Consider the following 21,668-nt stretch of genomic DNA (forward strand, 5'->3'; position numbering starts at 1 on the left):
ACCAGGGGAGACTACACACCGCCAACGAGGGCAACACTCACAAACGCCCAGTTCGTCCCGTTCGCATCGAGTAGGTCGGGAGTTCGATTCTCCCTAGCTCCACTACCACGAGACCCCCTCTCGCCTGCGATGGAGCAGGAGCGAGGGGGTTTCGTCGTATCGGCGTCAGGAGCCGGAAGGCACAGCGAGGGCACATGCTTCCAGCGCCTGTGCCCGCTGGCGGTCCAGCGCGTCGGCGACGACTGGTCGTCCGGGAACAGATCGGCGTAGGTGTCCAGGGTCATCGCGGCCGACGCGTGCCCGAGCATGGTCTGCACCGCCTTCACGTTCGCACCCGCCGAAATCGCTAGTGACGCGGCCCTGTGCCGCAGATCGTGCGGCGAGACCTGCGGGAAACTCGTCGTCGCTCGACCCTCCTTGTCGAGCTTGCATAGGCGCTCGATTGCCTTCTCGCAGCGCGGCACGACTGCACCCGGCCACGCAGTCGTGCCGCGTGGCCGGGTGCAGTCTGGTCGGACCTGGTGCTCGAACGGACCGGTCTGTCGATGGACGCCACCGGCAAATCGCTCGGCGCGACCGTCATGGTGGACAAGCACAAGGACGCCGAGATTCCGGGGCCGAAGTCGTTCGACATGGTGCCGGTCGAAATCCCGGCCGACTGGATGCCGAACGTGAGTGACCCGCGCCAGCTGCGGACACTCGTCGCGGTGCCCACCGACAGCCCGCACACGTCGGTCGCACCGATGGAAGACCGCGCCACTGCCCGCCAACAGCACGCCGACACCGTGGCGACGTGGCCGCACCAGCAGCACACCGAGACCGGCAGAGTCCCGGACGCGAGACCGCGCGCAAGTGGGCGAAGGAGAACGGGGTCTCGCTGGGCAACGACGTGCTCGCCGATCTCGTTCGCACAGTCAAGAAGGAGATCGAGGAACCGTGACGAACTGTCCAGACTGTCCGGACAGCTGTCCCGGACAGCGGACAGCCCCACTCCCGGCAGACTGTCCGTCCTGTCCGCACCCCTTGGGGCGGACGGACAGGACAGTCGGACAGGGCCGGTCAGGAAGCAGAGGACACCAGAAAAGGAAGACAACCTGACCAAGGAAGACGAACGAATCGAACGGGCCGTGACAGCGGGGCGACGGGAGCTGCTGCGAACCGGCGTGATGAAGCGGCAGGAGCTGCGGCGCGCGCTGAACAAGCGTGCCGACGTCGCCGACGTGCTGGTCGAGGCAGGGATCGCGAACGAGGAACCGGCGATGCACGGGTCCTGGCGGCTAGTGCTGACCGGGACCGCCCAGAAGCCCGACGAGAAGGTGGGGCTGGTGGCGACCCGGTAGCGGGGATCTACCACGCGTACGGGGACACCATAGGGGTGTGCTGTACCGGCTCACCGACGAACTGCTGCACGCCCGTTCAGGCGACGACGCGGTGGACTATGACCGAGCCTTCACCCCACACCCGCGCAGCGCTTGCTCGACTCATGGAGCTGCAGCAGCGCGACCGTTACGCCGTGGCGACGGCAACCCTGCCGCGGCCGCAGAAGGTTCGCGGGGCAACCGCGTGAGTGCGGATGGCCTCCCGCTGCCCGCCAGGGTCTGTCAGTTTGACGGAAGCCAAGCGAGACGGTCGGACGGGTACTCCGGAACGGGGGAGGTCAGCGCTGTGACAGTCATTGAGTCGAGAACCCATCCGCAAGGTACGGGGTCCCTCCCTCCGGCTCAGACGGGGGCGGAAGTTTGACCAGACGCTATCCAGATGAACCACGCTGCTTCGTTTGCGGCGCGAACCCACTGTGCTGCGATATTCCGGTTTACGAACGATTTCGCTAGAAGATCGACCACTTCCGAGGTATCTGGTATGAACAGCAGCACATACCGAGCCTCAGTGGGATCGTAAGAGCTGCTGGATGGATCGAGTCGTTCCGCAGCGGAGCTGATCTTACTCCCAAGGTAATCGTTCAGGTATCCATTCAGGTGATTTAGGTCCTCAATCGCTCCTTGATAATTCGCCAGGATTCGTAGCGAAGTTCGAAGGTGATTGCTTGCGGAGTTAAGGTCGGAGTAAGTCATGGGAACTTCTTTCCCTTTCGGATAACTTCATTCTGCGGACTTTTTAAAGACAATCGGCGTCTCGCGGTGTGCCTGGATCAACGCTGCGGCCAAGGCGACGACTGATCGCGCTTCTTCCGCGCTCGGTGGGCGCGGGTTTGGCTCGCCGTGTCGATCGGGGTTTGGCCACAACAGTTCCAGCGCACCGACGACAGGTGTGACCGGGTGATCCTTATCTTTGCCGGGAAGACTCCCGCGCCACTTATTGCCGTTGTTGCCACGCAACGTGCCGAGAACATCGCCGAGCGTCGGTTTCGCCTTATTTGGCACTACGACCGGACACAACAGCGCCTCAACGGCTTTGATCGCGTGGTCCCAAGCGTCGGACGGGTCACCGCTACGCCCATAAGCGTTCGACCACGCCTCACGCAGTTGGTTGCTTGCCTCGTCACTCGGAGACGTCGCGGCCTGGACAGTCTCACTCAGCTCCTCGCTCGCGCGCCGCTCAAGCCCTGTGCTGTCTTCGTTCACCTTCCACACCGAGCCCCCTGACGTCAGAGCCTCCTGCAGTATGAAAGATCGTGTGTAACCGCCAAGATGCAACCTGCAGTCGACAAGATCCAAGAATTTGTCGCGATCCTTCTTAACGACATATAGCAAGTGGGTCGACACGTCCCCGTTATGCCAGCTTTCACTAACGGCGACGCGCAGCAAGTTCGCCATCTTATTCTGCAGTCCGTTGACCCATCGCCCGTCGCGGTCTTTGCTTGCGTCCACGTACCACCTTGCGAGCGGAGCGACCAAATGGTTGGGAACTCCCTCGTAAGGGCCGTCCGGCTGAAGCCCTTCCGTTCGCTGGGACAGAGGTTGCCACGTCGTCATGTGATGGATAGTAGCCGCGGCGTCAGACACTCCGGTGCCGTCACCCGAACGCAGTAATCTTCCGGTGTCTCCCCGCGACCTGGTTTCCTGGGGGTGTAGCGCCCCACGCAGCGGTCACGCCAGCGCCCAAGTTTCGGCCCGTCGTGTGGTTCCGTGCACCGGAGTTGAATGCGACACCGGCCTTCGTGGTCCGTGACCTTTCACGACGCCCGTTGAACCGCCTGCTCTGCGGGCATCTCATCGCGCGGTGTCCCCGCGCATTCAACGAAGGAATCTCTCATGGACAAGTGGCTGAACCAACGCGCAGAGCTGCTGCGCTCGGCCAAGAGTCTGATCGACGCCCGTAAGTCGGCCGACCAGGCACTCAGCGCCGACGACCGCGCACACCTCAAGTCGGTCGAGGACCAGATCGGCGAACTGGATCGCAAGATCGACGCCGCCCGCAAGGACGCACAGCTTGCGGCGAAGTTCGCCGAGGTCCGCCCCAGTGGCGGGATCGAAATGACGGACGGCTCGCAGGGCGACGATTCCGCGCTCGGCGATCAGTCCGACTTCTTCTCGCGTCGCGCCGCCAAGTCGATGGCCAACCGGCTCGCGAAGAAGGCGGTCAAGGACGGCGGAGTCGACGGCGAGAAGGCGGTTATCGCGCACCTGTCGGACCCGGTGGACAAGTACCTGTTGCAGGACGTCTTGACCGTTTCGCGGTTCCTCGCGAACGAGTTGACCTAAGGCCTGTACCAGGAACTCGAAAACGAGGTCCTGAATGGTGACGGAACCGCCGACGCACACCTGCACGGCATCCTGTCGACTTCGGGCGTGCTCACCGAGGCGAGGCGAGGCGTTCGCAACCGACATTCTGACCACGGGTTCGCAACGGCATCACCAAGCTCGAACTGCGGGGACACGTCCCGAACGCGGTGGTGTTGCGACCCGAGGACTGGGCGAAGGTCGAACTCGCGCAGACCAACGGCTCCGGCGAGTTCCCTACTCGCTGCCAGCCCGGTTGACCTTGCGGCACAGCGGCTTTGGGGTGTGCAGGTCGTGCTGTCGACCACCAAAAGGGTCGAGGCAACAGTGGGTTTTGAATCTCAAGGCTCGCACCCGATATGGCGCGAAGCACGTGGTTGCGATACCGCGGGCAAGTATCCTCCGAGGTCATGAAACGCCTGCCAGCCGTCCTCTCCGCCGCGACCCTCATGTTTGCGGTCGCCGCGTGCGCCACCCCGGCGGAGGATAAGACCGTCACATCGTCGTCATCGTCGACGCCGAGCATCTCCGCGGCCCCGAGTACGCCTGTTGCGACCACGACCACGACCACCACCGACGTAGCGCCGCCACCCGACACTGCCGCCCCCGAAATCGTCCCGGAGACCATCGTCCCGGAGACCGAAGCACCAGCCGCAACTGGGAACGATCTCCCTCCTGAATGGGATAAGGACGGCGACGGACTGATCGACACCGACGCGCCTGTCGGGGACACCGACGAAGCGATGTGTAACGACCCCAACCTCGCCGAATGGGCTGCGACCAGCCCGACATGCCAGTGACGCGGTGAAGCTTGACGTAAGTACTTGGAGCGGATGCCATCTCGGCATTCAGGAGTGCTTAGCCTGCGCCCCTGCGCTCACCGCCCGCAGCGCCGTCATCGCGGTGTCGGCGATGTTCAGGAGGTCCTGCGTCGAGCCGCCGTCGCGCGCGCATCCCGACATTCCACGAAGAACGGCAACGAGGAACTCTGCGAACTGATCGCTGTTGACTGTGGCGGCGAGATCTCCGTCTCGTACGCCCTGGTCGAGTCGGGCCTGTAGGCGCGCCCGCAAGGTCTCCCGCTGCGCACTCAGGCGCGGTTCGGTCAGCATCAGGCAGCCGGGTGGCGTCGTGGGGCCGGTGTGGGCGTGCGCGGTGTCGTCGAGAACTCGGGCGACCGCCTGCTCGACGGTCGGCAGCGCGGTTGCGTCGTCGACTGCTGCGATCGCGCGGTCGAAGTAGAGCGCCGACGCCTCGTCGAACAGGTGCTGTTTGTCGCCGAAGGCCGCGTACAGGCTCGGTGCCGTGATGCCCATGGCGGCAGTGAGGCGCGCGATCGAGGAGCCGTCGTATCCCGAACGCCAGAACTCTTCGACGGCCGCCAGCAGGGCGGCGTCGCGATCGAAACTCCGAGGTCGGCCTGCCACGGTCCGACAATAACATAGCGACCGTTACAGAATGTGTTACGGTGACTGAGTCAATAAGCTAGCGATCGATACAGAATGGAATCATCATGAACATCGAGGGTGCGGTTGTGCTCGTCACCGGCGCAAACAGGGGAATCGGAGCGGCGTTCGTCGAACAACTCAAGCGCCGCGGGGCGTCGAAGATCTACGCGGCGGCTCGCGACGCCAGCACCATCCACGCGGATGGCGTCGAGGCGATCTCGCTCGATGTCACCAATCCCGACGACATCGCCGCGGCTGCTGCGGTGGCGACCGACGTCGATCTGCTGATCAACAATGCGGGCATCTCCACGGGAACCCCGCTGGTGTCCGGGGATGAGGCGGCAATCCGTCGTGAGATGGACACCAACTTCTACGGGCCGCTGCTTCTGACCCGTGCTTTCGCGCCGATCCTCGAATCGAATGGTGGGGGAGCAATCCTCAACGTCGTGTCTGCGTTGTCGTGGTTCACCGCACCGGGCGCCGGCGCGTATGCCGCGTCGAAAGCAGCGGCGTGGATGCTCACCGACAGCACCCGGCTGGAGTTGGCCGCGCAGGGCACGCAGGTCACGGCCGTCCACATGGGTTTGGTCGACACCGACATGTCGCAGGGCATGGACGCACCCAAGCTCTCACCCGCCGAGCTGGCGAATGCCGGGCTCGACGCCGTCGAGTCGGGCGAGCAGGAAGTATTGGCGGACGACTGGGCAAAGCTTGTGAAGTCCGGACTCCCGCTCGAGCCGAAGCAACGCTACGAGCAACTCTTCGGCGCAACGGGTGCGTAGTTGGCAGATGAGGCTCCCGAGCGGGTAATACGGAATCGTCCCGCTCCGAGAGGTGATCGTCATGAGTCATGACATCCTGTCCGACGCCGAGATCGCAGCTCTGACTGCGGAGCAGCGTCGGGATCTGATTGCCCGACTGTCCCGCCCGCTCGACGGCATAGCGCCGAGTCCGGTTGTGCGCAGCAGGATTCGGCGCGTGCGGATCGGTGTGATGGCGATCGGCGCGACTGCGCTCATCCCGTGGATCGTCTTTCTCGGGCTGACCCTGCCGGTCGACTACGTCGCCCACAACTGGTCGGTCACCTGGATTGGCTTCGACGTTCTGCTCGTCACCATGATGACCGCGACCGCGGTGCTGGCGTTCTTGCGTCGCCAACTGCTGGTCCTCGCGGGATTCACCACCGGAATCCTGCTCATCTGCGACGCCTGGTTCGACATCATGACCGCGGCCCCCGACGACCGGTGGGTCTCGCTACTCACCGCATTCCTCGCCGAACTACCCCTCGCCGCGCTGCTGATTCTGGGCACCACGCGGATCATCCGCCTCAACGCCGTACGCCAGTGGCAGATGGAACCCCATGCGCCACTGTGGGATCTACGAATGGCGCTCGGCTGAGTGGTGGGCGCTATCTTGTGTCGTTCAATGCCGAATCGCGTGCGGTCACGGCCACGTGTCGAGGTAGGCGCGATAGGTGCCGACCGGAAGCGTTGCGTCGTAGGTCATTTCGCCCGACGGTGAGAACTCCGAGATGTGCGGGGCGGTACCCCAGCTGCCGAAGGTGTATCCGTCGGCCACTGCCTGGGCGTTGCCGGTGGCTGCGGTGGCCAGGCCTGCGGGATGTGCTTGGCGCCGAACGAGAGTCGCGGTGCGTCGAGTGGGGTCGAGTCGAATCCACTTGATGCTGGAGTCGCCGAGTTGGGTGGCAACGTTGATGTTGTTGTCGAACAAGCGAATCGTATGGGGATCGGCGTACTCGACGTCGTGTTGGCCGAAGAAGTCTGTTCCTGGCCCCATGCGCAAGCTCGAGTGCTTTCCGCCGACGCTCCAGAGGATCTGACCGGTACGAGCGTCGATGTTGTAGGCGGCGTTCAGGTTTCGGAACGAGATCAGCAGGTTCCCGACCGGGTCGAGCACTATCGAGTTCATGTGGAACGGGTCGAAGGTGGCTGCGCCGCCGAGGCCGGTGTATCGGGCGGCCGACGCCGTGAGCGGAATATGTTGTAGTGCAGACCATTCGGTCAGCGTCCGGCCGCTGGCGACGTCGACGATCGAGGCGACGCAATCGAGGAGGGTCCCGCGCTTGGGGCCGCCGACGGACGTGAGGTCGGCGCTGACCTGGTGGTATGACGTGATCAGTGCCCGACCGTCAGGTGTGAGCCGGAATTCGTGGACATCGGAGCCGAGTCCCGCAGGGGTGATCCTCTTGATGATGTGCCCACGGGTGTCGGCGATGACGTCGACTCCCGCGCCGTGACCACCTTGACCGGAGCCTTCCCACCAGGTGAGCACCTTGCGTCCCTGATAAGTCTGCGTGCGGAAGTTCGAGATGCTGCCGCCTTGGGCGACGGTGTATCGCCACACGACCCGCCCGGACTTGTCGACGATGACGGCTGATTGATCTGTGTTGCCGAGTCCGCGTGGAACGACGGGCAGCGGTACCGCTGCGGCCCAACCCGTTGTGTAGAAGATGTATCCCGGGGGTCCGCCGGGCTTGTTGACGTTCACCGTGTAGGTCGGGGTGCCGATCGGGTTGGTCGGAAGGCGGGGAGCCGCTTGCGCAGTTGCGGCACACGTGACGGCCGAACCCAGTCCAAGAATGGCTGCGGTCAGTATGGCCAGAAGACGCGGCGTCGAGCACTTGCGCATGTGAGGGTCCCTCGGTAGATCGATGCGTACTCAAAGATCTTCGGGCGTTCGTGTGCCGATGACAAGCTCTCGCGCCCGGTGATTCGAAACCCCGGTGCCGTCGTGTCCGGTTCGCGGAGAAGGGATTTGGGTCAAGCGCGCATAACGTACATGCCGCGTACCCGGTGTAGGAGCAAACTCACCCGACGCCGGCCGCGCGGAGGCCGGCGGCAACACCTGCCGCCAGCAAGATCACCACGATCAGCGGTGCCTTGAGCAGTGCGGCCACCACCCCGGCGGCAACTCCCGCCGGCCGCGCCCATCCGGACAGGTCCTGCCCGGCGTAGAGAGCGCCGGTCGCGGCGACCGCGACCAACAGAACCAGCGCGGCGCGGTCGATCAGCGCGCGCACTTTGTCCGACACGGTAATTCGCGAGCGCAGCAGGGGACCGGCCAACCGCAGGGCATAGGTACCCGCGGCCAGCACCGCGACGCCGATGAACAGTTGCGTGCCGTGCGTCACGACGCACGCTCGGCGGTCTGGAGCGCACTTTCGGCGTAACGAGACGCACGGTCGGCATGAGGAAGCGCACTGTCGGCTGGATGGAGCGCACGGTCGGCAGTACGGTGCGCGCGGTCGGCGCCGCGGCGGGGGAGCGGCACGCCGGCAAGGAGCCCGGTAAGGGCGAGCAGGACCGGGACGCCCGCGGGGACGTAAGGCGTTGTGGCAACGGCGATCACGGCGCCCAGGGCCAGCGACGCGCCGAGCTTGCCGCGCTCGGAACGTTGTGCGCGCAGTGCCGAAATCGCCAGTGCGGCCAGTAGTGCGGGGAACGCGGCGTCGAGTCCAAGTGTCTCGGGGCTCGAGATGATCTGCCCCGCAGCGGAACCCACGGCTGATCCCGCCGGCCACGAGACGAGTACGCCGATGCCGCACCACAGGAACGCTGCGCGTGCGCGCTCGGCGTCGGGTGCGGCGGCGGTCAGGGCGGCCGTCTCGTCGTTCACCATGTGTGCTCCGACGAGTCGGCGCATGCCCGACCCGAGGTACGGCCCGACGGACAAGCCGTAGCCGAGGTTGCGGGTGTTGACTAGCAGGCCGGCGAGCGCGCCGACGATAGGAAGTCCGCCGGTGGCGAGAATGCCGACGAAGACGAATTCGCTCGAACCGGCCATCACCACGCAGGCGATGGTCAGGATCTGCCACCAACTCAACCCTGCGCTGTGACCCGCGACGCCGTAAGAGCATCCGATGACGAACACCGACATAGCCATCACTGCGACGCTGCGCAGCGTGTCGTAGCCGAGTGTTTCCCATGACGAACGCATGACCACTATGATGAACATATGGGTACTGTTCGTCAAGATGAACACTCGGACGATTCGCCGGACGACCACCTCGGTGGCGCTGCGGGTCGGTCGGAGGCCGATCCGACGGCGTCCGGTCCCACCGCGGTGATCGCGGCGGCGCTCAAGCGAGAGCGGGCTCGCGTCGGCCTGTCCATCGGCGAACTCGCCCGGCGTGCGGGCATTGGTAAGTCGACGTTGTCGCAGCTAGAGCAGGGTCTTGGTAACCCGAGCATCGAGACCGTCTGGGCGCTGAGTGAGGCGCTCGGCCTGACCTTCTCCGACCTCGTCGACACCCCGCCGCGTCGGGTGGAGGTGATCAGGTTCGGTGACGGACCGGCCATTCCGTCGGCGACCGCCGAGTACATCTCGACGCTGTTGTCCGCGGCTTCGCCGTCGTCGCGACGCGACATCTTCTTGCTGCGCGCCGAGCCGGGGGAGCCGAAAGTGTCTCGCCCGCACGCGCGCGGCGTCGTCGAACATGTCGTTCTGTCTGCGGGGAGGGCGTTGGTTGGACCCCTCGACGATCCGGTCGAGCTTCGGCCCGGCGACTACATCTCGTATCCCGGAGATGCCGACCATGTCTTCGACGCACTGGAGCCCGGCACATTCGCGGTACTGGTCAGCGAAGCTTTCTGACATTTCCGCCGCAGCCACTTCGGAGCGTAAACGTGACTGCGCTCACCATGATTCGCTCACTCGGACGACCTCGCGTACGGTGTACATATTGGCGTGCACAGACATAGCCAACGCGTCGTAGATCGCAATTCTCGCGGCGGGTCCCCCACATAGCCCGGGGTCGACCACCGCTCTTTGACTTCATACGGCGAAACGACTTCGCGCACCCGCGATTTCGCCACCACAGCACAGGCCACCGTGGTCCGCAGTGCTGATGAGCACGTAGAGAGACCTTTTACATGACTACATTTGCCGAGCTCGGCGTACCTGCCGAGATCGTGAAAGTCCTTGCCGCGGACGGAAAATCCGAGGCTTTCCCCATCCAGACCGACACCCTTCCCGCCACACTCGACGGCGGCGACGTCCTCGGCCGCGGCCGTACGGGTTCCGGTAAGACACTTGCGTTTTCGATCCCGCTGGTCGCCGGACTGGCCGAGCTCGACGTCGACCGCGTCCCCGGCGCGCCCACCGGCCTCATCCTCGCGCCGACGCGTGAGTTGGCCACACAGATCGCCACCGCGGTCGAGCCGCTGGCGAAGGCCGTCGGCCTGACCGTCACCACGATCTTCGGTGGCGTCAAGCAGGCCCGTCAGGAGCAGGCGCTCGGGCGCGGCGTCGACATCGTCGTCGCATGCCCCGGACGACTCGAAGACCTGATGCAGCAGCGCATCGTTCGTCTCGACAACGTCGAGATCACCGTCATCGACGAGGCCGACCACATGGCCGACCTGGGCTTCCTTCCCGGAGTCACCCGAATCCTGGCCGCAACGCCTGCCGACGGACAGCGGATGCTCTTCTCGGCCACCCTTGACCGCGGCGTCGACAAGCTGGCCAAGCGCTTCCTCGACAATCCGACGATGCACTCGGTCGACGAGGCCACGTCGCCCGTCGAGGCTATGACGCACCACGTCTTCGAGATCGAGCACGCCGACAAGAACGCCATGGTCGCCGAGCTCGCATCGGGAACGGGACGTCGAATCCTCTTCACACGTACCAAGCATCAGGCGCGCAAGCTCGCCAAGAAGCTCACCTCCGACGGCATCCCCGCCGTCGACCTGCACGGCAATCTGTCTCAGCCGCAACGTGATCGGAACCTGAAGGCGTTCGGCGAGGGCGGTGTGCGCGTGCTCGTGGCGACCGACGTCGCCGCGCGCGGTGTGCACGTCGATGCCATCGAGCTCGTCGTCCACGTCGACCCGCCCGCCGAGCACAAGGCGTACCTCCACCGCTCCGGCCGCACCGCGCGTGCGGGCAACGCGGGCGATGTCGTCACACTGTGCCTGCCGGATCAGCGTCGCGACGTTGCCGGCTTGCTCGGCAAGGCTGCGATCAAGGTCAAGCCGGTTCGGGTGCGCCCGAGCTCGGCAGAGGTCGACGCTCTCGTCGGCGCACGCGCCGAGCGAGTCGAGCCGACACCGGAGCCCGCCCGCCCTGCCGGACAGTCCCGTCAGGGAGCCGGCGGTGGACGTGGTCGTGGTGGCGCCAACGGTGCACGACGCCGCAGCGGCGGACCCCGCGACGCGCAGAGCTCGCGTGGTTCGGGTCAGCGCGGGTCGAGCCAGCGTGGTTCGGGCCAGCGCAGTTCCGGGCAGGGTAGCTCGAGCCAGCGCGGCTCAGGCCAGGCGCGCGGCGGTCAGCCGCGTGGTCAGCAGGGCTCGAACACGCAGAGTCGTGGACAGCAGCGCGGCGGCGGTCGCGTCAGGCATCAAGCGGCGCGAACCGCTTGACAAGATGGGTAGCGAGCCATGGACTGGGACCCCAGGCCATGGCTCGTCCTGTCAGTAGCCCACGTATCGGAGACATGCGGCCGTAGCCGATCAGCACGCCCGCAGCCGGTTTGACGCTCACGTAGAGATCGGGATCGGCGTGCTCGTCGGGATTGATCTCGAGGTGTCCGTCGGCGAACTGGTACACGAAGCGCTCGTCGGTCCCGCGGAATCGGATCTCGAACGTGGCGTCGGGTGACGCCTCGCCGAGATGATCGATCCAGCAGGGCAACAGTTGGTGCCGTCCGCGTGCGACCAGCGGTGCGACACCGGGGTCGAGTTCCCAGTGGGCGCCGACCGTTCGCGCGATGTCGTGGCCGTGCACGGTCATTTTCCCGATCAGTATGCCGAGCGCGGAGTCGGCGCGGACTCCGCGGCAATCACCTTCGACGGGCATGACGGGCACCCGCGCACCGAAGTGGCCGACCAGATTCAACAGTTCGTCGAGGTCGTCGAGAAGCCTTGCCGCGAGCTTGTGTACGTCACGGGTGGTCAGATTCGCGATCTGCTTTGCGTAGATGTCCTTGAGATCAGAGGGGCGGCTCGGCCACGCTGTGGCGCCACATGCCAGGTCAAGGTAGCGGGAGGGCTCGCTGGCGACGTGTCCGACACACTCTGCGATGGTCCACTTCGACCGCCTTCCCAGCGACGCGTCTGGGTTGTCGATGCTGCACACGAGGTCGACGAAGTTCTGAGCTGTCGACCGTGCTGCATCGATATAAGCAAACCGTGAAAGTGTGTTGTTCATCCCCAAGGCCACCCCCGTCGCGGGATGACGATACTCGTGAGCGCATGTCTATGCGACGCTCAGTCGGTGTCATTCGAACGTAGGAAACCGAATTGTGACATTGCGTCGATTCAGATACCGGCGGCACTGAAAATTGCGGAACGCACAGCGGCAAAACAGTCGTCGGCTTCCGACTCCGGTCCGAGCCCGATGTGGCAGGTGTTGCCGAGCGGCCCGGCGTCGTCGAAGCCGGACACCGTGAACCCACGCTCGGAAGGATTGGTCGACAACGCGTCCGTCGGCGACAGCGTGGCCTGCGCAAATGGCACAGACGTCACGACGACTCCTTTGCTCGACCCGACCACCTCGACGATCAGATGCGCGGGCGTCAGCACGACGAGCGTCCCGAAATCGGTGTCGTCGGTGTCGGGTTCTGAGCTCTGTGGCGCCAGCGGACCCGGCTTCACCGACTGCGAACTGCGGGTGACCCACGCGGGGGACTGATCGTCAAGTTTTAGCCCCTCGTCTTTGACGTACTCGCGGAGGCCGAGACGCATTTCCGTCGCGAGCAGCGGCAGGTTCGCCTCGGTCGTCGTGCGGTCGTATTCGGCTTGTTGAGTCGGCTTTGAAGGGCTCATGCCCGCAAATCTACCGATCAGCGGCCGGCCCGGACGAGCGTTGCGCGTGACCCCCGCGTCTGTTGGTGCGACGGTCGCGGCAGCAGACCGGCTTCGAGATCGGCCAACAGCGAAGCGACGGTCTCGCCGGAGTCTGTCTTGTTGGTACCGATGAAGCCCGACGGCCCGCGCTTGATCCACCCGGTCACGTACATCCCCGGCACACGACGACCCTCGTCGACGACGCGTCCTTGGTCGTGCGGGATCACGCCGCGCGCGGCGTCGAATGGAAGTCCGGGGACAGGCCGACCGCGGTACCCGACTGAGGTGAGAATCAGTCCCGCGGGCAGCGTCGTCGTGTGGGTGCCGCCTGTGTTCGTGACGACGAGTCCGTCAGCGGCGCCGAAGCCGTCGACCGACACCGCCTGCGGTGTGTGGTGGAACGCGAGGCGGATGTGGCGACCGGAGACGGGCTCGTCGGTCGCCAGTTCTGCGAGGAGTTCGAGCTTGGCCCGTGCCACCGCGTCGAGGTCGTCGAAGGGCACGTCTGTGAAGTCGGCGGGGTCGGTGACCACTCGCACGCCGTTGTCGGCGAGGCCGACGAGTTCGGGCAACGTGAAGGCGGCATGCTCTGGACCTCGACGCCCGAGCACCGTGACCTGCTCGATCGACGACGACTCCAGCGCGGCAAGCGCACGAGGGGCGATCGACGTCTTGGCCAGTCTTTGCGCACCACCGACGAGGATGCGCGCGACGTCGAGTGCGACGTTGCCGTTCCCGACGACGACCGCACTGCGGTGCGACAGGTCGGGATCGAGCGAGGCGAAGTCGGGATGGCCGTTGTACCAACCGACGAACGACGTGGCCGATCCGACGCCGGGAGCGTCGATGTTCTCGATCTCGAGGCGACGATCCGTCGGCGCACCTCCCGCCCAGATCACGGCGTGATGCCGTGCGCGCAGGTCGTCGAGCGTGATGTCACGGCCGACCTCGGTGTCGAGGAGGATCTCGACTCGTGGATTGCGGGCGATGTCGTCGAACAGGTCGATGACTTTGCGGGTTCGGGTGTGATCCGGGGCGACGCCGTAGCGGGCGAGGCCGAAGGGGCGTCGGAGACGTTCGTAGATCGTCACCGACACGGAGCGGTGGCGGAGCAGGTCGTCTGCCGCATACATTGCCGACGGCCCCGATCCGACGATGCCCACGGACACCGGCTCGTCGAAATCGAGTGCCCGCGGGTGCTCGATCGGCGCGAGTGGAAGCCGCTGCACCGGGTCGACGGGGAACCGTGCGTCGGTGAGACCTAGCTGTCCTTCGGCCGCGTAGGCGAGTGCGTTGATGTCGGCAAAACGTTCCTGCCCCAACGGGATTCGATGCGACGGAACGATCGCCCCCACCGGGCACGCACTGACGCATGCCCCGCAGTCGACGCAGGTCGTCGGATCGATGTAGAGCATCTCCGACGTCGCGAAGTCCGGCTCGTCCGGTGTCGGGTGGATGCAGTTGACCGGGCACGCGTAGACGCACGAGGCGTCGCCGCAGCACGACTGGGTCACGACATGTGGCATGTTGGGCCCGTTACTCTTTCGGTGGCAGGGGTTGAGTGATCGGGCTCAGGCCGCGGTGTAGGTCGGTTCGCTGCGGAACCGTGACGAACGGCCCGAGATCCCGAGTGCTCGCCACATTGCGCGGGAGGCCGGATTCATCAGGCCGCACTGCTCGGCGAGCATCCGTACATCGCCGAACACGTTGCGGCGCACCCGCTTCGATGACTCGGCGCGCCAGAAGATGTTGCGCATCACCTCGCGCGGAACGTCGAATTCATGCATGAAACTGCGAGGCGGGACCATGATCGCGCCGAGCAGGATGCGCATGGCCAGGGGGAACATCAGCGACAGCACGAAACGCTGGAAACGGCCCTTGCGGGCGACGTTCTCTCGGAGGTGATGATGCGCGAACGAAATGTGACGTGCTTCCTCGGCGACGTGTAGCTGCATGACGGCCGCCATCGCGGGGTGCAGGTCGGATCGCATGCGCAGGAAGTCCTTTTGGAGATGATCGATGGGCTCCTCGCCGCCGAGGATGCCGAAGAAGAAGATGGTGGGGAACATCGTGGATACCAGGGGCACCACAGGAGAGATCAGTCGGTAGCCGAGTTTGGCGCCCGGAACGTCCATGCCGATCCGGTTGACCAGCTCCTGGAACATGAGCGTGTGGTTGCACTCCTCTTTCGATTCGTGCGTGGTGTAGCGAAATTCCTTGGCGCCGTTGGGCAATTTAAAGCTGTATTGCATCAGGCCGCGGATCAGGATCGACTCGAACTGCAATCCGACCTTCGCGACGTTCGCCTGTCGCCACATGCCGATGCGGATCTGCTTGTCCAGCGGCTGTTGCTGATACCAGGGGTGGCGGCCGATGGGGTCGACCTCGTAGTTGAGCACCCAGCGTGGATCGTCGGGCACGACGGCCATGTCCGCAGCGTCCCAGTCGATGTCGAGGTAGGGATCGAAGTTTCGGTGAACCGACGCCGACGAGAGGTCGTCGAGGACCTGCTCGTATTCGGCGCGGGGAAGTCCGTGCGGGGCGTCGATCGACACCGTCTCGTCGGGGTCGTACCTCAGTGCCTTGGTCATGAGAATCGCCTTCCGCGGATGCATGTGGTGCGTGAACACAGCCGACAGTGTGGGGTGTCACACCGTAGGCTTTCGACGGTAAGTGGCACCGAATTTGTTGTCAACAGCCAATGGCACAGTTTTCGGTGGAAGTGTTGTTCAGTGGCGGGCGACAGTCTCTGAAAGGGGCCGGTGCGATGGAAAAGGTGCTGATCGTTGTTGCGGCGGTCCTCTTCATCGCGCTGGTGACCGACATCGCCCCTCGCCTGCGGATTCCGGCACCTCTTGTTCTTGTATTCGTCGGCGCGGTGATCGGCATCATGCCGTTCGTGCCCGCGTTCCACGTCGATCCCGAGTGGATTCTGGTCGGAGTGCTTCCCCCGCTGCTCTATTCGGCGGCCATCGGTATGCCGACGATGGACTTCCGCAGGGACTTCACCGCGATCAGCACGCTGTCGGTGGTGCTGGTGATCCTCAGTGCCGTGGTCGTCGGGTGGTTCCTGACGCTTGTGGTGCCGGGGATCTCGTTGGCGACGGGTGTCGCGTTGGGCGCGATCGTGAGTCCGACCGACGCCGTGGCGACGTCGATCGCCAAGCGGATGGGCGTACCCTCGCGCGTCGTCGCGGTGCTCGAGGGCGAGAGCATGCTCAACGACGCATCGGCGCTGGTGCTCCTACGTGCTGCCGTGGCGGCGACCGCGGCCACGATCTCGTTCTGGGGCGTGGCGTTGAACTTCGTCTTCGCCGTTGCGGGCGCGGTTGCCATCGGTGCAGCGGTGGGCGTCGCCAACCTGTGGGTGCGGTCGCGGATGCGCGACGCCACGGCCAACACCGCGATCTCGTTCACCGTTCCCTACATCGCGTACGTGCCCGCGGAAGCGATCGGTGCGTCGGGTCTCGTCGCCGCGGTCACCGCGGGCCTGATCACCGGGGCGGGCGCGGTCAGGTATCTCACGCCGCAGCACCGCATCTCGGACATGCAGAACTGGCGCGTCGTCGAGCTGATCGCCGAGGGCGCGGTGTTCCTGCTGATGGGTCTCGAGCTCTTCACCCTCATGTCCGACGTCCACAACGACCACGAAGGCGTGCCGAACGCGGTGTGGATCGGGCTGTCGGTGTTGTGTGTCGCGCTGCTCGTGCGAGCCCTGTACGTCGTGCCGCTGGCGTGGTGGCTCGACCGGAAGCGACGGCGCGGCGATCAGATCCGCCCGATGCTCGCGGATTTCTCGGTGACGCCGAGCGACGACGTCGACCGCGACCAGGAACGTCGGAGTCGACACTGGTGGCGCAGGGCTTTTCGACGACGCCGCCACCGCGACGCCACCAAACTCGCGGCAGGCGACATGCCGCCCGTCTCCACGGACACCGCGGCCCGCATCAACTCGCGGATCACGCGCACCCTCGCCGACATCGACTACTACACCGAAGCGCCGCTGGGGCCGAAGGAGTCGGCGATCGTGGTGTGGGCCGGAATGCGCGGCGTGGTGACGGTGGCCGCGGCTCAGACGCTGCCGGACGATACCCCGAGCAGGCCGCTGCTGGTTCTCGTCGCGTTCGTGGTCGCGGCGGCGTCGTTGCTGATCCAGGGTGGCACGCTTCCCTGGTTGATCCGCACGCTCAAGATCGGCGACGACAGCGAATCGATGCTCGCTGAACGTCGACGGCTTCGTGCAGAACTCGACGCCACCGCCCAGAAGGTGATGGCCGAGTCCGAGACGGTCAGACAGATCCCGTGGTTACGACCGCGACTCGAACAGGTCAGCCGCGAGGCCGAGGAGGACGCCGAGGCCGGCGCCGTCACCGATTCCGATGACGGTTCGGCCGACGATCCGAATAGCGGTGTGGTCCCCGCCGGCGCGAGCACGCCGTACGGCCTCAGCTTCGAAGAACGCGTGCAGATCCGACGAACGCGTCGAGAGATCATCGCCGCACAGCGTAAGAAGTTGCTCAAGCTGCGCAGTCAGGGAACGTACAGTTCGTCGGCTCTGAGCCGCGCACTCGGGCAACTCGACGCCGAGGAGATCAGCCTCGACATGCAGCGCGGGTCGTGACTCGCTGAATGTTGCGGTTGCCCAGGCGCGCGGATACCGCGCCTGTGGGCAACCGGAACCGGCTGAGACTCAGCAGTGGCGAGAGTCAGCGCTGAGAAACGAAGGGCAGCAACGCCATTTCGCGCGCATTGCGGATGGCGGTGGCCACCTGGCGCTGTTGCTGCGGGGTCAGTCCCGTGACGCGTCGGCTGCGAATCTTGCCGCGGTCGGACAGGAACTTGCGCAGAAGATTCACGTCTTTGTAGTCGACGTCGGTGATGCCGAGCGCGTTGAGCTGATTGCGGGTCTGCTTTGGCTTGGTGTCGGCGCCTGGCCGTGGCCGACGCGGTGTTCGCTTCGCCATGGGTGAAGTCCTCTGTAGTGGGTAATGGGTGGTTGGCCGCAGGGTGCGGACGCTGTGAGCGCCCACACCCGACGGTACTCACCAACTCGACTTGTGGATGCCCGGTAGTTCGCCGCGATGGGCGAGTTCGCGGAAGCGGACGCGCGACACGCCTGCCTTGCCGACGTAGCCACGCGGGCGGCCGTCGACGGCGTCGCGATTGCGGACGCGCGTCGGACTCGCGTTGCGGGGCAGCGCCTGCAGGTCGCGCTGCGCCTGTGCGCGCTGTTCGGGTGTTGCGGCAGCGTCGACGATGGTCCGCTTCAGTGCCGAACGTCGTTCGGCGAAGCGGGCAACGGTCTCACGACGCTGCTTGTTGCGGATGATCTTGGACTTCTTTGCCATCAGCGATCCTCACGGAACTCGGTGTGACGCTTGGCGATCGGGTCGTACTTGCGGATCACCATGCGGTCGGGATCATTGCGGCGGTTCTTACGGGTGACATAGGTGTAGCCGGTTCCGGCCGTCGACCGGAGTTTGACTATGGGTCGGATCTCGTTGCGAGCCATCAGACTTTCTCTCCTCGTGCGCGTATCTGTGCGACCACGGCTTCGATGCCCTTGTGGTCCATGGTCTTGATGCCCTTGGCGCTCACGTCGAGCGTCACGAAACGTCGTTCGGTGGGCAGGTAGTAGCGGCGTCGTTGGATGTTGGGGTTCCAACGACGTGAGGTCCTTCGGTGCGAGTGCGACACCTGATTGCCGAACCCCGGCGTTCTCCCGGTGACCTGACATCGTGCTGCCACGGCACAACCTCCTTGTTGGAAACGATTGGCGTTAGTGCGGTATTCCACGCTATCGTGGCGACACGCTAAATGGAAATCGTTGCCAATAAATCTGAAGTGAAGGAGCGAGGCTGTGCAGGCCGATCCAACTGATGCACGACGCAGGCCGTCGAGACCGCGCACTCCGATGACACTGGTCACCGGGCTCGACAGGGACGCGCTGGCGCGGACCACGGACGCGCTCGCGATGGCTGGGACCACGCTGGTCCACCACGACCTCTCGTCGCTACCCAGTGGTCGGGTGCTGCGCACGACACGCACGATCGACCTCGACGGCGTCGAGCACACCGACATTCGCGAGATCTCGCTCGAGCACGGATGCGTGTCGTGCACGCTACGGATCGACCTGCTCCCGCTACTGCGTCGACTCCATCAGCGATCAACGGTGGAACGCATTGTGCTGCAACTCGATCCGCTCATCGAACCCGAGGCGCTGTGCTGGGCGATCGAGCATGTCGTCTGCTCGGACATGCCGGGATTCGTCGACGCTCCCGCGGGGTACGACGTCGCCGTCGACGCGACCATCGCGTGCGTGTCGGAGATGGAGTGGCTCGACGCCGCGAGCGGTGACGTCACACTCGGCGAGGCGGGGCTAGTCGAGTGGTCTGCTGAGTTGGATTCTGCTGTGGCCGACGACGATCGCACCCTGGCTCAGGTGGCGGTTGGTCAGGTCGCCTTCGCCGACGCATTGGTGCTCGCGGGCGCCGACCCGGCGTTTCGCGATGCATGGTCGTCGGCGCGGCTGATGGAGGTCTTGCGTCGCCTCGCGCCCGGTGCTCCGATCGTGATGGAGTTGCCGCAACGACCCATCCGGCCGGGCATTCTGATTCAGTTGCTGCGCGCGATCGGCCCGACCGCCCGACGCGGCGCTGTCTTCGGTCCGCATGACCCGCTGCTGCGCGGAACTCCACCGTTGACCACGGAATGTGGCGTGTCGATGGCTGTGTTCGAGAGCGACAGACCCTTCCATCCGACGCGCCTGCACGACGCCCTCGACCATCTGCTCGACGGCGTGATCTGCTCTCGCGGGAGGCTGTGGCTGGCCACCCGATTCGACGACGTGTTCTGGTTGGAGTCCGCCGGCGGGGCGCTACGGGTCGAGGAAGCGGGGCAGTGGCTCGCGGCGATGTCGGCCGACGAGCGTTCCGACGTCGAGGAGACTCGTCTCGCGATGGCGGCGCTTCGGTGGGACGAGACTTTCGGTGACCGTCACAACGCGCTGACGATCCTGGCGCACCGCGCCGACGTCACCGAGATTGTCGAGGCATTGCACGCCGCCACGCTCACCGACGTCGAAATGGCGGAGGGGCCGGATGCCTGGCGCGAGTACGACGACCCGTTCGGCACCCGGCACGAGGACCCCTGCGCCGACAGCACGCATCCCGGGTCAGGGCTGCTCTCCATCACAGACGGCCTCGACACCGATCAACAGCGCAACTATTCCGAGAAAGGGGATCTCCCATGAAATCTGACATCCATCCCGACTACCACCCGGTCGTCTTCCGCGACGCCGCGACCGGCACGCCATTCCTTACCCGGTCGACCGCGACGTCGACGGAGACCGTGGAATGGACTGACGGACAACACTATCCGCTGATCGTCGTCGACATCACGAGCGCGTAGCATCCGCTGTGGACCGGCACCGCGCGGGTCGTCGACACCGAGGGACGCGTCGAACGTTTCCGGCGGAAGTACGCGGGTCTGCGTGCACAGGATCGCGGGCGGTCGTCATAGGCGTGGTCGTGGAGGGGTGACGATGCCGCGCATGTACGATTCCGACACCGCTCCGAGACAGCACGGGAGCGCACGCCCGGGGGCGACGACGTCTCGTGGGTACCGATTCCCGGGTCTTGTTCACATCCCACAGCAGGAGCAAACTCGTCGTCGAGACAGCCGATTTTTCCTCGATCACTTCGATCACATGGTCGCAGGGAGTGGTGCTGGGACGATTGCGATCGTCTCGCGGGAGAAGGTCCTCGAGGCCAAGAGTGTGGTCAAAGCCGACGGTATCGCGGTGGTTGACCGAGTTCGAGAAAAGCTCGATGCCGTCGTAGTAGCGAAGGTCGCTGCACCCAGGCCGAACCCGGCTGCGCCTGCTGCCGTCCCTTCAGCTTCTGCGGTTGCGCCGGCTCCTGAGCCGCGAGTTTCGGAACCGGCTTCGATCGAGATCATCCCGCCGCCGCCGTCTGTGCCGCCCGGCTGGTATCCGGAGTCGGCCGACGCGGTTCTGGTGCGTTATTGGAACGGGGCGCAATGGACCGACCACACCGCACCGCGGGCGGTGCCGTGAGTATCGCTGAGCGGTAGCAGTGGCGGTGCCGCGCTGAATAGCGCGATGCAAGGTGAGCTCGAATTACGTTGCGCCCGCCCGGATCTGCCGGCGTTCGTCGGTGCGCCAGATCGGGTACGTGCGTAGCACTGTGGATGGTGCGCTGCGATCAGTACGACGATGAGCCGTAGCGTCTGCAAACTGTCCGACGACGCGGCCGTGACCGCCGGGATGTCGACTGCCGAGATGTCGACCGATGCAGTGTCTACCGTGGAATGGCATGGCGGACAACACTATCCGCTGATCGTCGTCGACATCACGAGCACGTCGCACCCGCCGAGGGCCAGCACTGCGCGCGGCGGAAACCGCGGGAAGCGTCGAGCGTGCGGGCGACTGTGCACGGCGAAGAGCGTAGTGGAGCGGCACGCCAGGCGGCCGGTCCTGGGTTCGGAATCACCGGGTCGGCGGCCATCCACACATTCGATCATGTGTTCGAGAATTTCCTCGACGTTGTCCGTATTGTCGGGTAGTGTAGAACACATATTCGATACGACGTGGGGCGGGGGTGGCGGCACGCGAACAGCAACGGTGGAAACGAGGGCGCGCCTTCGGCTTTGGTGTCGGCTGTGGTGGGGTCGGCGGATGCGGTGGTGGCGGAGAAACTGTGTCGTTTGGCTGC

The 21,668-nt window shown here is 65.2% G+C and carries 25 protein-coding genes and 2 pseudogenes; 13 read left to right on the forward strand and 14 right to left on the reverse strand.

The genetic code is table 11. The features are described from left to right. Positions 1-165: 165 nt before the first annotated feature. A pseudogene (locus A5777_RS25875) lies at positions 166-404 on the reverse strand (tyrosine-type recombinase/integrase); the annotation flags it as partial. A gap of 389 nt (positions 405-793) precedes the next feature. Between A5777_RS25875 and A5777_RS24850 the strand changes: the two are divergent. The 3 genes from A5777_RS24850 (at position 794) to A5777_RS25715 (ending at position 1,567) form a co-directional block, all read left to right on the forward strand. Further along, on the forward strand, positions 794-940 hold the full coding sequence (locus A5777_RS24850) for a hypothetical protein (protein WP_156528114.1): 147 nt from the start codon (positions 794-796) through the stop codon (positions 938-940). Positions 941-1,127: 187 nt separating this feature from the next. Next, a complete protein-coding gene (locus tag A5777_RS24855; protein ID WP_156528111.1) occupies positions 1,128-1,340 on the forward strand; it encodes a hypothetical protein in 213 nt (70 codons plus the stop codon). 98 nt (positions 1,341-1,438) lie between these two features. Further along, a complete protein-coding gene (locus tag A5777_RS25715; RefSeq protein ID WP_269447019.1) occupies positions 1,439-1,567 on the forward strand; it encodes a hypothetical protein in 129 nt (42 codons plus the stop codon). Between the two features lie 532 nt (positions 1,568-2,099). Here the strand turns inward: A5777_RS25715 and A5777_RS22445 are convergent. Further along, positions 2,100-2,828, reverse strand: a complete 729-nt coding sequence (locus A5777_RS22445) for a hypothetical protein (protein ID WP_156528108.1) — start codon at positions 2,826-2,828, stop codon at positions 2,100-2,102. A 384-nt stretch (positions 2,829-3,212) separates the two neighbouring features. Here A5777_RS22445 and A5777_RS25130 point away from each other — a divergent pair, with 384 nt between their 5' ends. Together A5777_RS25130 and A5777_RS22455 are read left to right on the forward strand one after the other, a co-directional pair. Beyond that, the gene (locus A5777_RS25130; protein WP_064864734.1) at positions 3,213-3,662 is read left to right on the forward strand and encodes a hypothetical protein; all 450 of its coding nucleotides are present in this window, start codon (positions 3,213-3,215) and stop codon (positions 3,660-3,662) included. A 428-nt stretch (positions 3,663-4,090) separates the two neighbouring features. Next, a complete protein-coding gene (locus A5777_RS22455; RefSeq protein WP_064864736.1) occupies positions 4,091-4,480 on the forward strand; it encodes a hypothetical protein in 390 nt (129 codons plus the stop codon). Between the two features lie 48 nt (positions 4,481-4,528). On the opposite strand, the gene A5777_RS22460 is transcribed toward A5777_RS22455, so the two are convergent. Beyond that, positions 4,529-5,107 carry a TetR/AcrR family transcriptional regulator gene (locus A5777_RS22460; RefSeq protein ID WP_064864738.1) on the reverse strand — a complete coding sequence of 193 codons (579 nt, stop codon included), beginning with the start codon at positions 5,105-5,107 and terminating at the stop codon, positions 4,529-4,531. An 86-nt stretch (positions 5,108-5,193) separates the two neighbouring features. On the opposite strand from A5777_RS22460, the gene A5777_RS22465 reads away from it, so the two are divergent. Both A5777_RS22465 and A5777_RS22470 read left to right on the forward strand, forming a co-directional pair. Beyond that, entirely contained in the window at positions 5,194-5,910 is a 717-nt protein-coding gene (locus A5777_RS22465) for an SDR family oxidoreductase (RefSeq protein WP_064864740.1), read from the forward strand. 61 nt (positions 5,911-5,971) lie between these two features. Continuing rightward, a complete protein-coding gene (locus A5777_RS22470; RefSeq protein WP_064864768.1) occupies positions 5,972-6,526 on the forward strand; it encodes a hypothetical protein in 555 nt (184 codons plus the stop codon). A 45-nt stretch (positions 6,527-6,571) separates the two neighbouring features. Here the strand turns inward: A5777_RS22470 and A5777_RS22475 are convergent, their stop codons facing one another. The 3 genes from A5777_RS22475 to A5777_RS22485 form a co-directional block, all read right to left on the reverse strand. Further along, positions 6,572-7,777 carry an arylsulfotransferase family protein gene (locus A5777_RS22475; protein WP_064864742.1) on the reverse strand — a complete coding sequence of 402 codons (1,206 nt, stop codon included), beginning with the start codon at positions 7,775-7,777 and terminating at the stop codon, positions 6,572-6,574. A gap of 178 nt (positions 7,778-7,955) precedes the next feature. Next, a complete protein-coding gene (locus A5777_RS22480; RefSeq protein ID WP_064864745.1) occupies positions 7,956-8,279 on the reverse strand; it encodes an AzlD domain-containing protein in 324 nt (107 codons plus the stop codon). Beyond that, positions 8,276-9,085: an AzlC family ABC transporter permease gene (locus A5777_RS22485; RefSeq protein WP_231895172.1), complete on the reverse strand. Its 810-nt coding sequence runs from the start codon at positions 9,083-9,085 to the stop codon at positions 8,276-8,278. The genes A5777_RS22480 and A5777_RS22485 overlap by 4 nt, the downstream gene beginning before the upstream one ends. 18 nt (positions 9,086-9,103) lie before the next feature. Here A5777_RS22485 and A5777_RS22490 point away from each other — a divergent pair, with 18 nt between their 5' ends. Together A5777_RS22490 and A5777_RS22495 are read left to right on the forward strand one after the other, a co-directional pair. After that, on the forward strand, positions 9,104-9,742 hold the full coding sequence (locus tag A5777_RS22490; protein ID WP_064864749.1) for a helix-turn-helix domain-containing protein: 639 nt from the start codon (positions 9,104-9,106) through the stop codon (positions 9,740-9,742). Between the two features lie 278 nt (positions 9,743-10,020). Then, positions 10,021-11,508 (forward strand): DEAD/DEAH box helicase, encoded by a 1,488-nt coding sequence (locus A5777_RS22495; RefSeq protein ID WP_064864751.1) that lies wholly within the window; start codon positions 10,021-10,023, stop codon positions 11,506-11,508. On the opposite strand, the gene A5777_RS22500 is transcribed toward A5777_RS22495, so the two are convergent. From A5777_RS22500 to A5777_RS22515, 4 genes are all read right to left on the reverse strand, one after another. Then, positions 11,480-12,295, reverse strand: coding sequence for a maleylpyruvate isomerase N-terminal domain-containing protein (locus tag A5777_RS22500; RefSeq protein ID WP_064864753.1), 816 nt, complete (start codon positions 12,293-12,295; stop codon positions 11,480-11,482). The two genes, A5777_RS22495 and A5777_RS22500, sit on opposite strands and share 29 nt — an antisense overlap. Positions 12,296-12,405: 110 nt before the next feature. Continuing rightward, positions 12,406-12,912 carry a hypothetical protein gene (locus tag A5777_RS22505; RefSeq protein WP_005202534.1) on the reverse strand — a complete coding sequence of 169 codons (507 nt, stop codon included), beginning with the start codon at positions 12,910-12,912 and terminating at the stop codon, positions 12,406-12,408. Positions 12,913-12,929: 17 nt separating this feature from the next. Then, a complete protein-coding gene (locus A5777_RS22510) occupies positions 12,930-14,459 on the reverse strand; it encodes a 4Fe-4S binding protein (RefSeq protein ID WP_005202536.1) in 1,530 nt (509 codons plus the stop codon). 45 nt (positions 14,460-14,504) lie between these two features. After that, the gene (locus tag A5777_RS22515) at positions 14,505-15,524 is read right to left on the reverse strand and encodes an AurF N-oxygenase family protein (RefSeq protein ID WP_064864771.1); all 1,020 of its coding nucleotides are present in this window, start codon (positions 15,522-15,524) and stop codon (positions 14,505-14,507) included. 176 nt (positions 15,525-15,700) lie between these two features. Between A5777_RS22515 and A5777_RS22520 the strand changes: the two genes are divergently transcribed. Beyond that, positions 15,701-17,554, forward strand: coding sequence for a cation:proton antiporter (locus A5777_RS22520; RefSeq protein WP_064864774.1), 1,854 nt, complete (start codon positions 15,701-15,703; stop codon positions 17,552-17,554). 85 nt (positions 17,555-17,639) lie between these two features. On the opposite strand, the gene rpsR is transcribed toward A5777_RS22520, so the two are convergent. The 4 genes from rpsR to rpmB all read right to left on the reverse strand — a co-directional run bounded on the left by rpsR (position 17,640) and on the right by rpmB (position 18,681). Continuing rightward, positions 17,640-17,897, reverse strand: coding sequence for a 30S ribosomal protein S18 (gene rpsR / locus A5777_RS22525; protein ID WP_064864755.1), 258 nt, complete (start codon positions 17,895-17,897; stop codon positions 17,640-17,642). Between the two features lie 78 nt (positions 17,898-17,975). Further along, positions 17,976-18,281: a 30S ribosomal protein S14 gene (gene rpsN, locus A5777_RS22530; protein WP_064864757.1), complete on the reverse strand. Its 306-nt coding sequence runs from the start codon at positions 18,279-18,281 to the stop codon at positions 17,976-17,978. Next, positions 18,281-18,445 carry a 50S ribosomal protein L33 gene (gene rpmG / locus A5777_RS22535; protein WP_005179659.1) on the reverse strand — a complete coding sequence of 55 codons (165 nt, stop codon included), beginning with the start codon at positions 18,443-18,445 and terminating at the stop codon, positions 18,281-18,283. The genes rpsN and rpmG overlap by 1 nt, the downstream gene beginning before the upstream one ends. After that, the gene (gene rpmB, locus A5777_RS22540) at positions 18,445-18,681 is read right to left on the reverse strand and encodes a 50S ribosomal protein L28 (protein WP_064864759.1); all 237 of its coding nucleotides are present in this window, start codon (positions 18,679-18,681) and stop codon (positions 18,445-18,447) included. The genes rpmG and rpmB overlap by 1 nt, the downstream gene beginning before the upstream one ends. A 166-nt stretch (positions 18,682-18,847) precedes the next feature. On the opposite strand from rpmB, the gene mrf reads away from it, so the two are divergent. From mrf to A5777_RS25135, 3 genes and pseudogenes are all read left to right on the forward strand, one after another. Beyond that, positions 18,848-20,185 (forward strand): ribosome hibernation factor-recruiting GTPase MRF, encoded by a 1,338-nt coding sequence (gene mrf, locus A5777_RS22545; RefSeq protein ID WP_064864761.1) that lies wholly within the window; start codon positions 18,848-18,850, stop codon positions 20,183-20,185. Next, positions 20,182-20,454, forward strand: a pseudogene (locus tag A5777_RS22550) (type B 50S ribosomal protein L31). Before mrf ends, A5777_RS22550 begins: the two are co-directional and overlap by 4 nt. A gap of 187 nt (positions 20,455-20,641) precedes the next feature. Next, positions 20,642-21,010: a DUF2510 domain-containing protein gene (locus A5777_RS25135; protein ID WP_064864764.1), complete on the forward strand. Its 369-nt coding sequence runs from the start codon at positions 20,642-20,644 to the stop codon at positions 21,008-21,010. The last annotated feature ends 658 nt before the right edge of the window (positions 21,011-21,668 follow it).

This window comes from Gordonia sp. 852002-10350_SCH5691597 (genome assembly GCF_001665715.1).
In the GTDB taxonomy this organism is placed as follows: domain Bacteria; phylum Actinomycetota; class Actinomycetes; order Mycobacteriales; family Mycobacteriaceae; genus Gordonia; species Gordonia sputi.

Coding starts and splice junctions, on each gene's coding strand:
- A5777_RS22495 (WP_064864751.1), top strand. CDS start 10,021: ATGACTACATTTGCCGAGCTCGGCGTACCTGCCGAGATCGTGAAAGTC.
- mrf (WP_064864761.1), top strand. CDS start 18,848: ATGACACTGGTCACCGGGCTCGACAGGGACGCGCTGGCGCGGACCACG.
- A5777_RS22510 (WP_005202536.1), bottom strand. CDS start 14,459: ATGCCACATGTCGTGACCCAGTCGTGCTGCGGCGACGCCTCGTGCGTC.
- A5777_RS25135 (WP_064864764.1), top strand. CDS start 20,642: ATGGTCGCAGGGAGTGGTGCTGGGACGATTGCGATCGTCTCGCGGGAG.
- A5777_RS22520 (WP_064864774.1), top strand. CDS start 15,701: ATGGAAAAGGTGCTGATCGTTGTTGCGGCGGTCCTCTTCATCGCGCTG.
- rpmG (WP_005179659.1), bottom strand. CDS start 18,445: ATGGCTCGCAACGAGATCCGACCCATAGTCAAACTCCGGTCGACGGCC.
- A5777_RS22455 (WP_064864736.1), top strand. CDS start 4,091: ATGAAACGCCTGCCAGCCGTCCTCTCCGCCGCGACCCTCATGTTTGCG.
- A5777_RS22475 (WP_064864742.1), bottom strand. CDS start 7,777: ATGCGCAAGTGCTCGACGCCGCGTCTTCTGGCCATACTGACCGCAGCC.
- A5777_RS25715 (WP_269447019.1), top strand. CDS start 1,439: ATGACCGAGCCTTCACCCCACACCCGCGCAGCGCTTGCTCGACTCATG.
- A5777_RS22505 (WP_005202534.1), bottom strand. CDS start 12,912: ATGAGCCCTTCAAAGCCGACTCAACAAGCCGAATACGACCGCACGACG.
- A5777_RS22500 (WP_064864753.1), bottom strand. CDS start 12,295: ATGAACAACACACTTTCACGGTTTGCTTATATCGATGCAGCACGGTCG.
- rpsR (WP_064864755.1), bottom strand. CDS start 17,897: ATGGCGAAGCGAACACCGCGTCGGCCACGGCCAGGCGCCGACACCAAG.
- A5777_RS22485 (WP_231895172.1), bottom strand. CDS start 9,085: ATGCGTTCGTCATGGGAAACACTCGGCTACGACACGCTGCGCAGCGTC.
- A5777_RS25130 (WP_064864734.1), top strand. CDS start 3,213: ATGGACAAGTGGCTGAACCAACGCGCAGAGCTGCTGCGCTCGGCCAAG.
- rpsN (WP_064864757.1), bottom strand. CDS start 18,281: ATGGCAAAGAAGTCCAAGATCATCCGCAACAAGCAGCGTCGTGAGACC.
- A5777_RS22515 (WP_064864771.1), bottom strand. CDS start 15,524: ATGACCAAGGCACTGAGGTACGACCCCGACGAGACGGTGTCGATCGAC.
- A5777_RS22490 (WP_064864749.1), top strand. CDS start 9,104: ATGGGTACTGTTCGTCAAGATGAACACTCGGACGATTCGCCGGACGAC.
- A5777_RS22465 (WP_064864740.1), top strand. CDS start 5,194: ATGAACATCGAGGGTGCGGTTGTGCTCGTCACCGGCGCAAACAGGGGA.
- A5777_RS22470 (WP_064864768.1), top strand. CDS start 5,972: ATGAGTCATGACATCCTGTCCGACGCCGAGATCGCAGCTCTGACTGCG.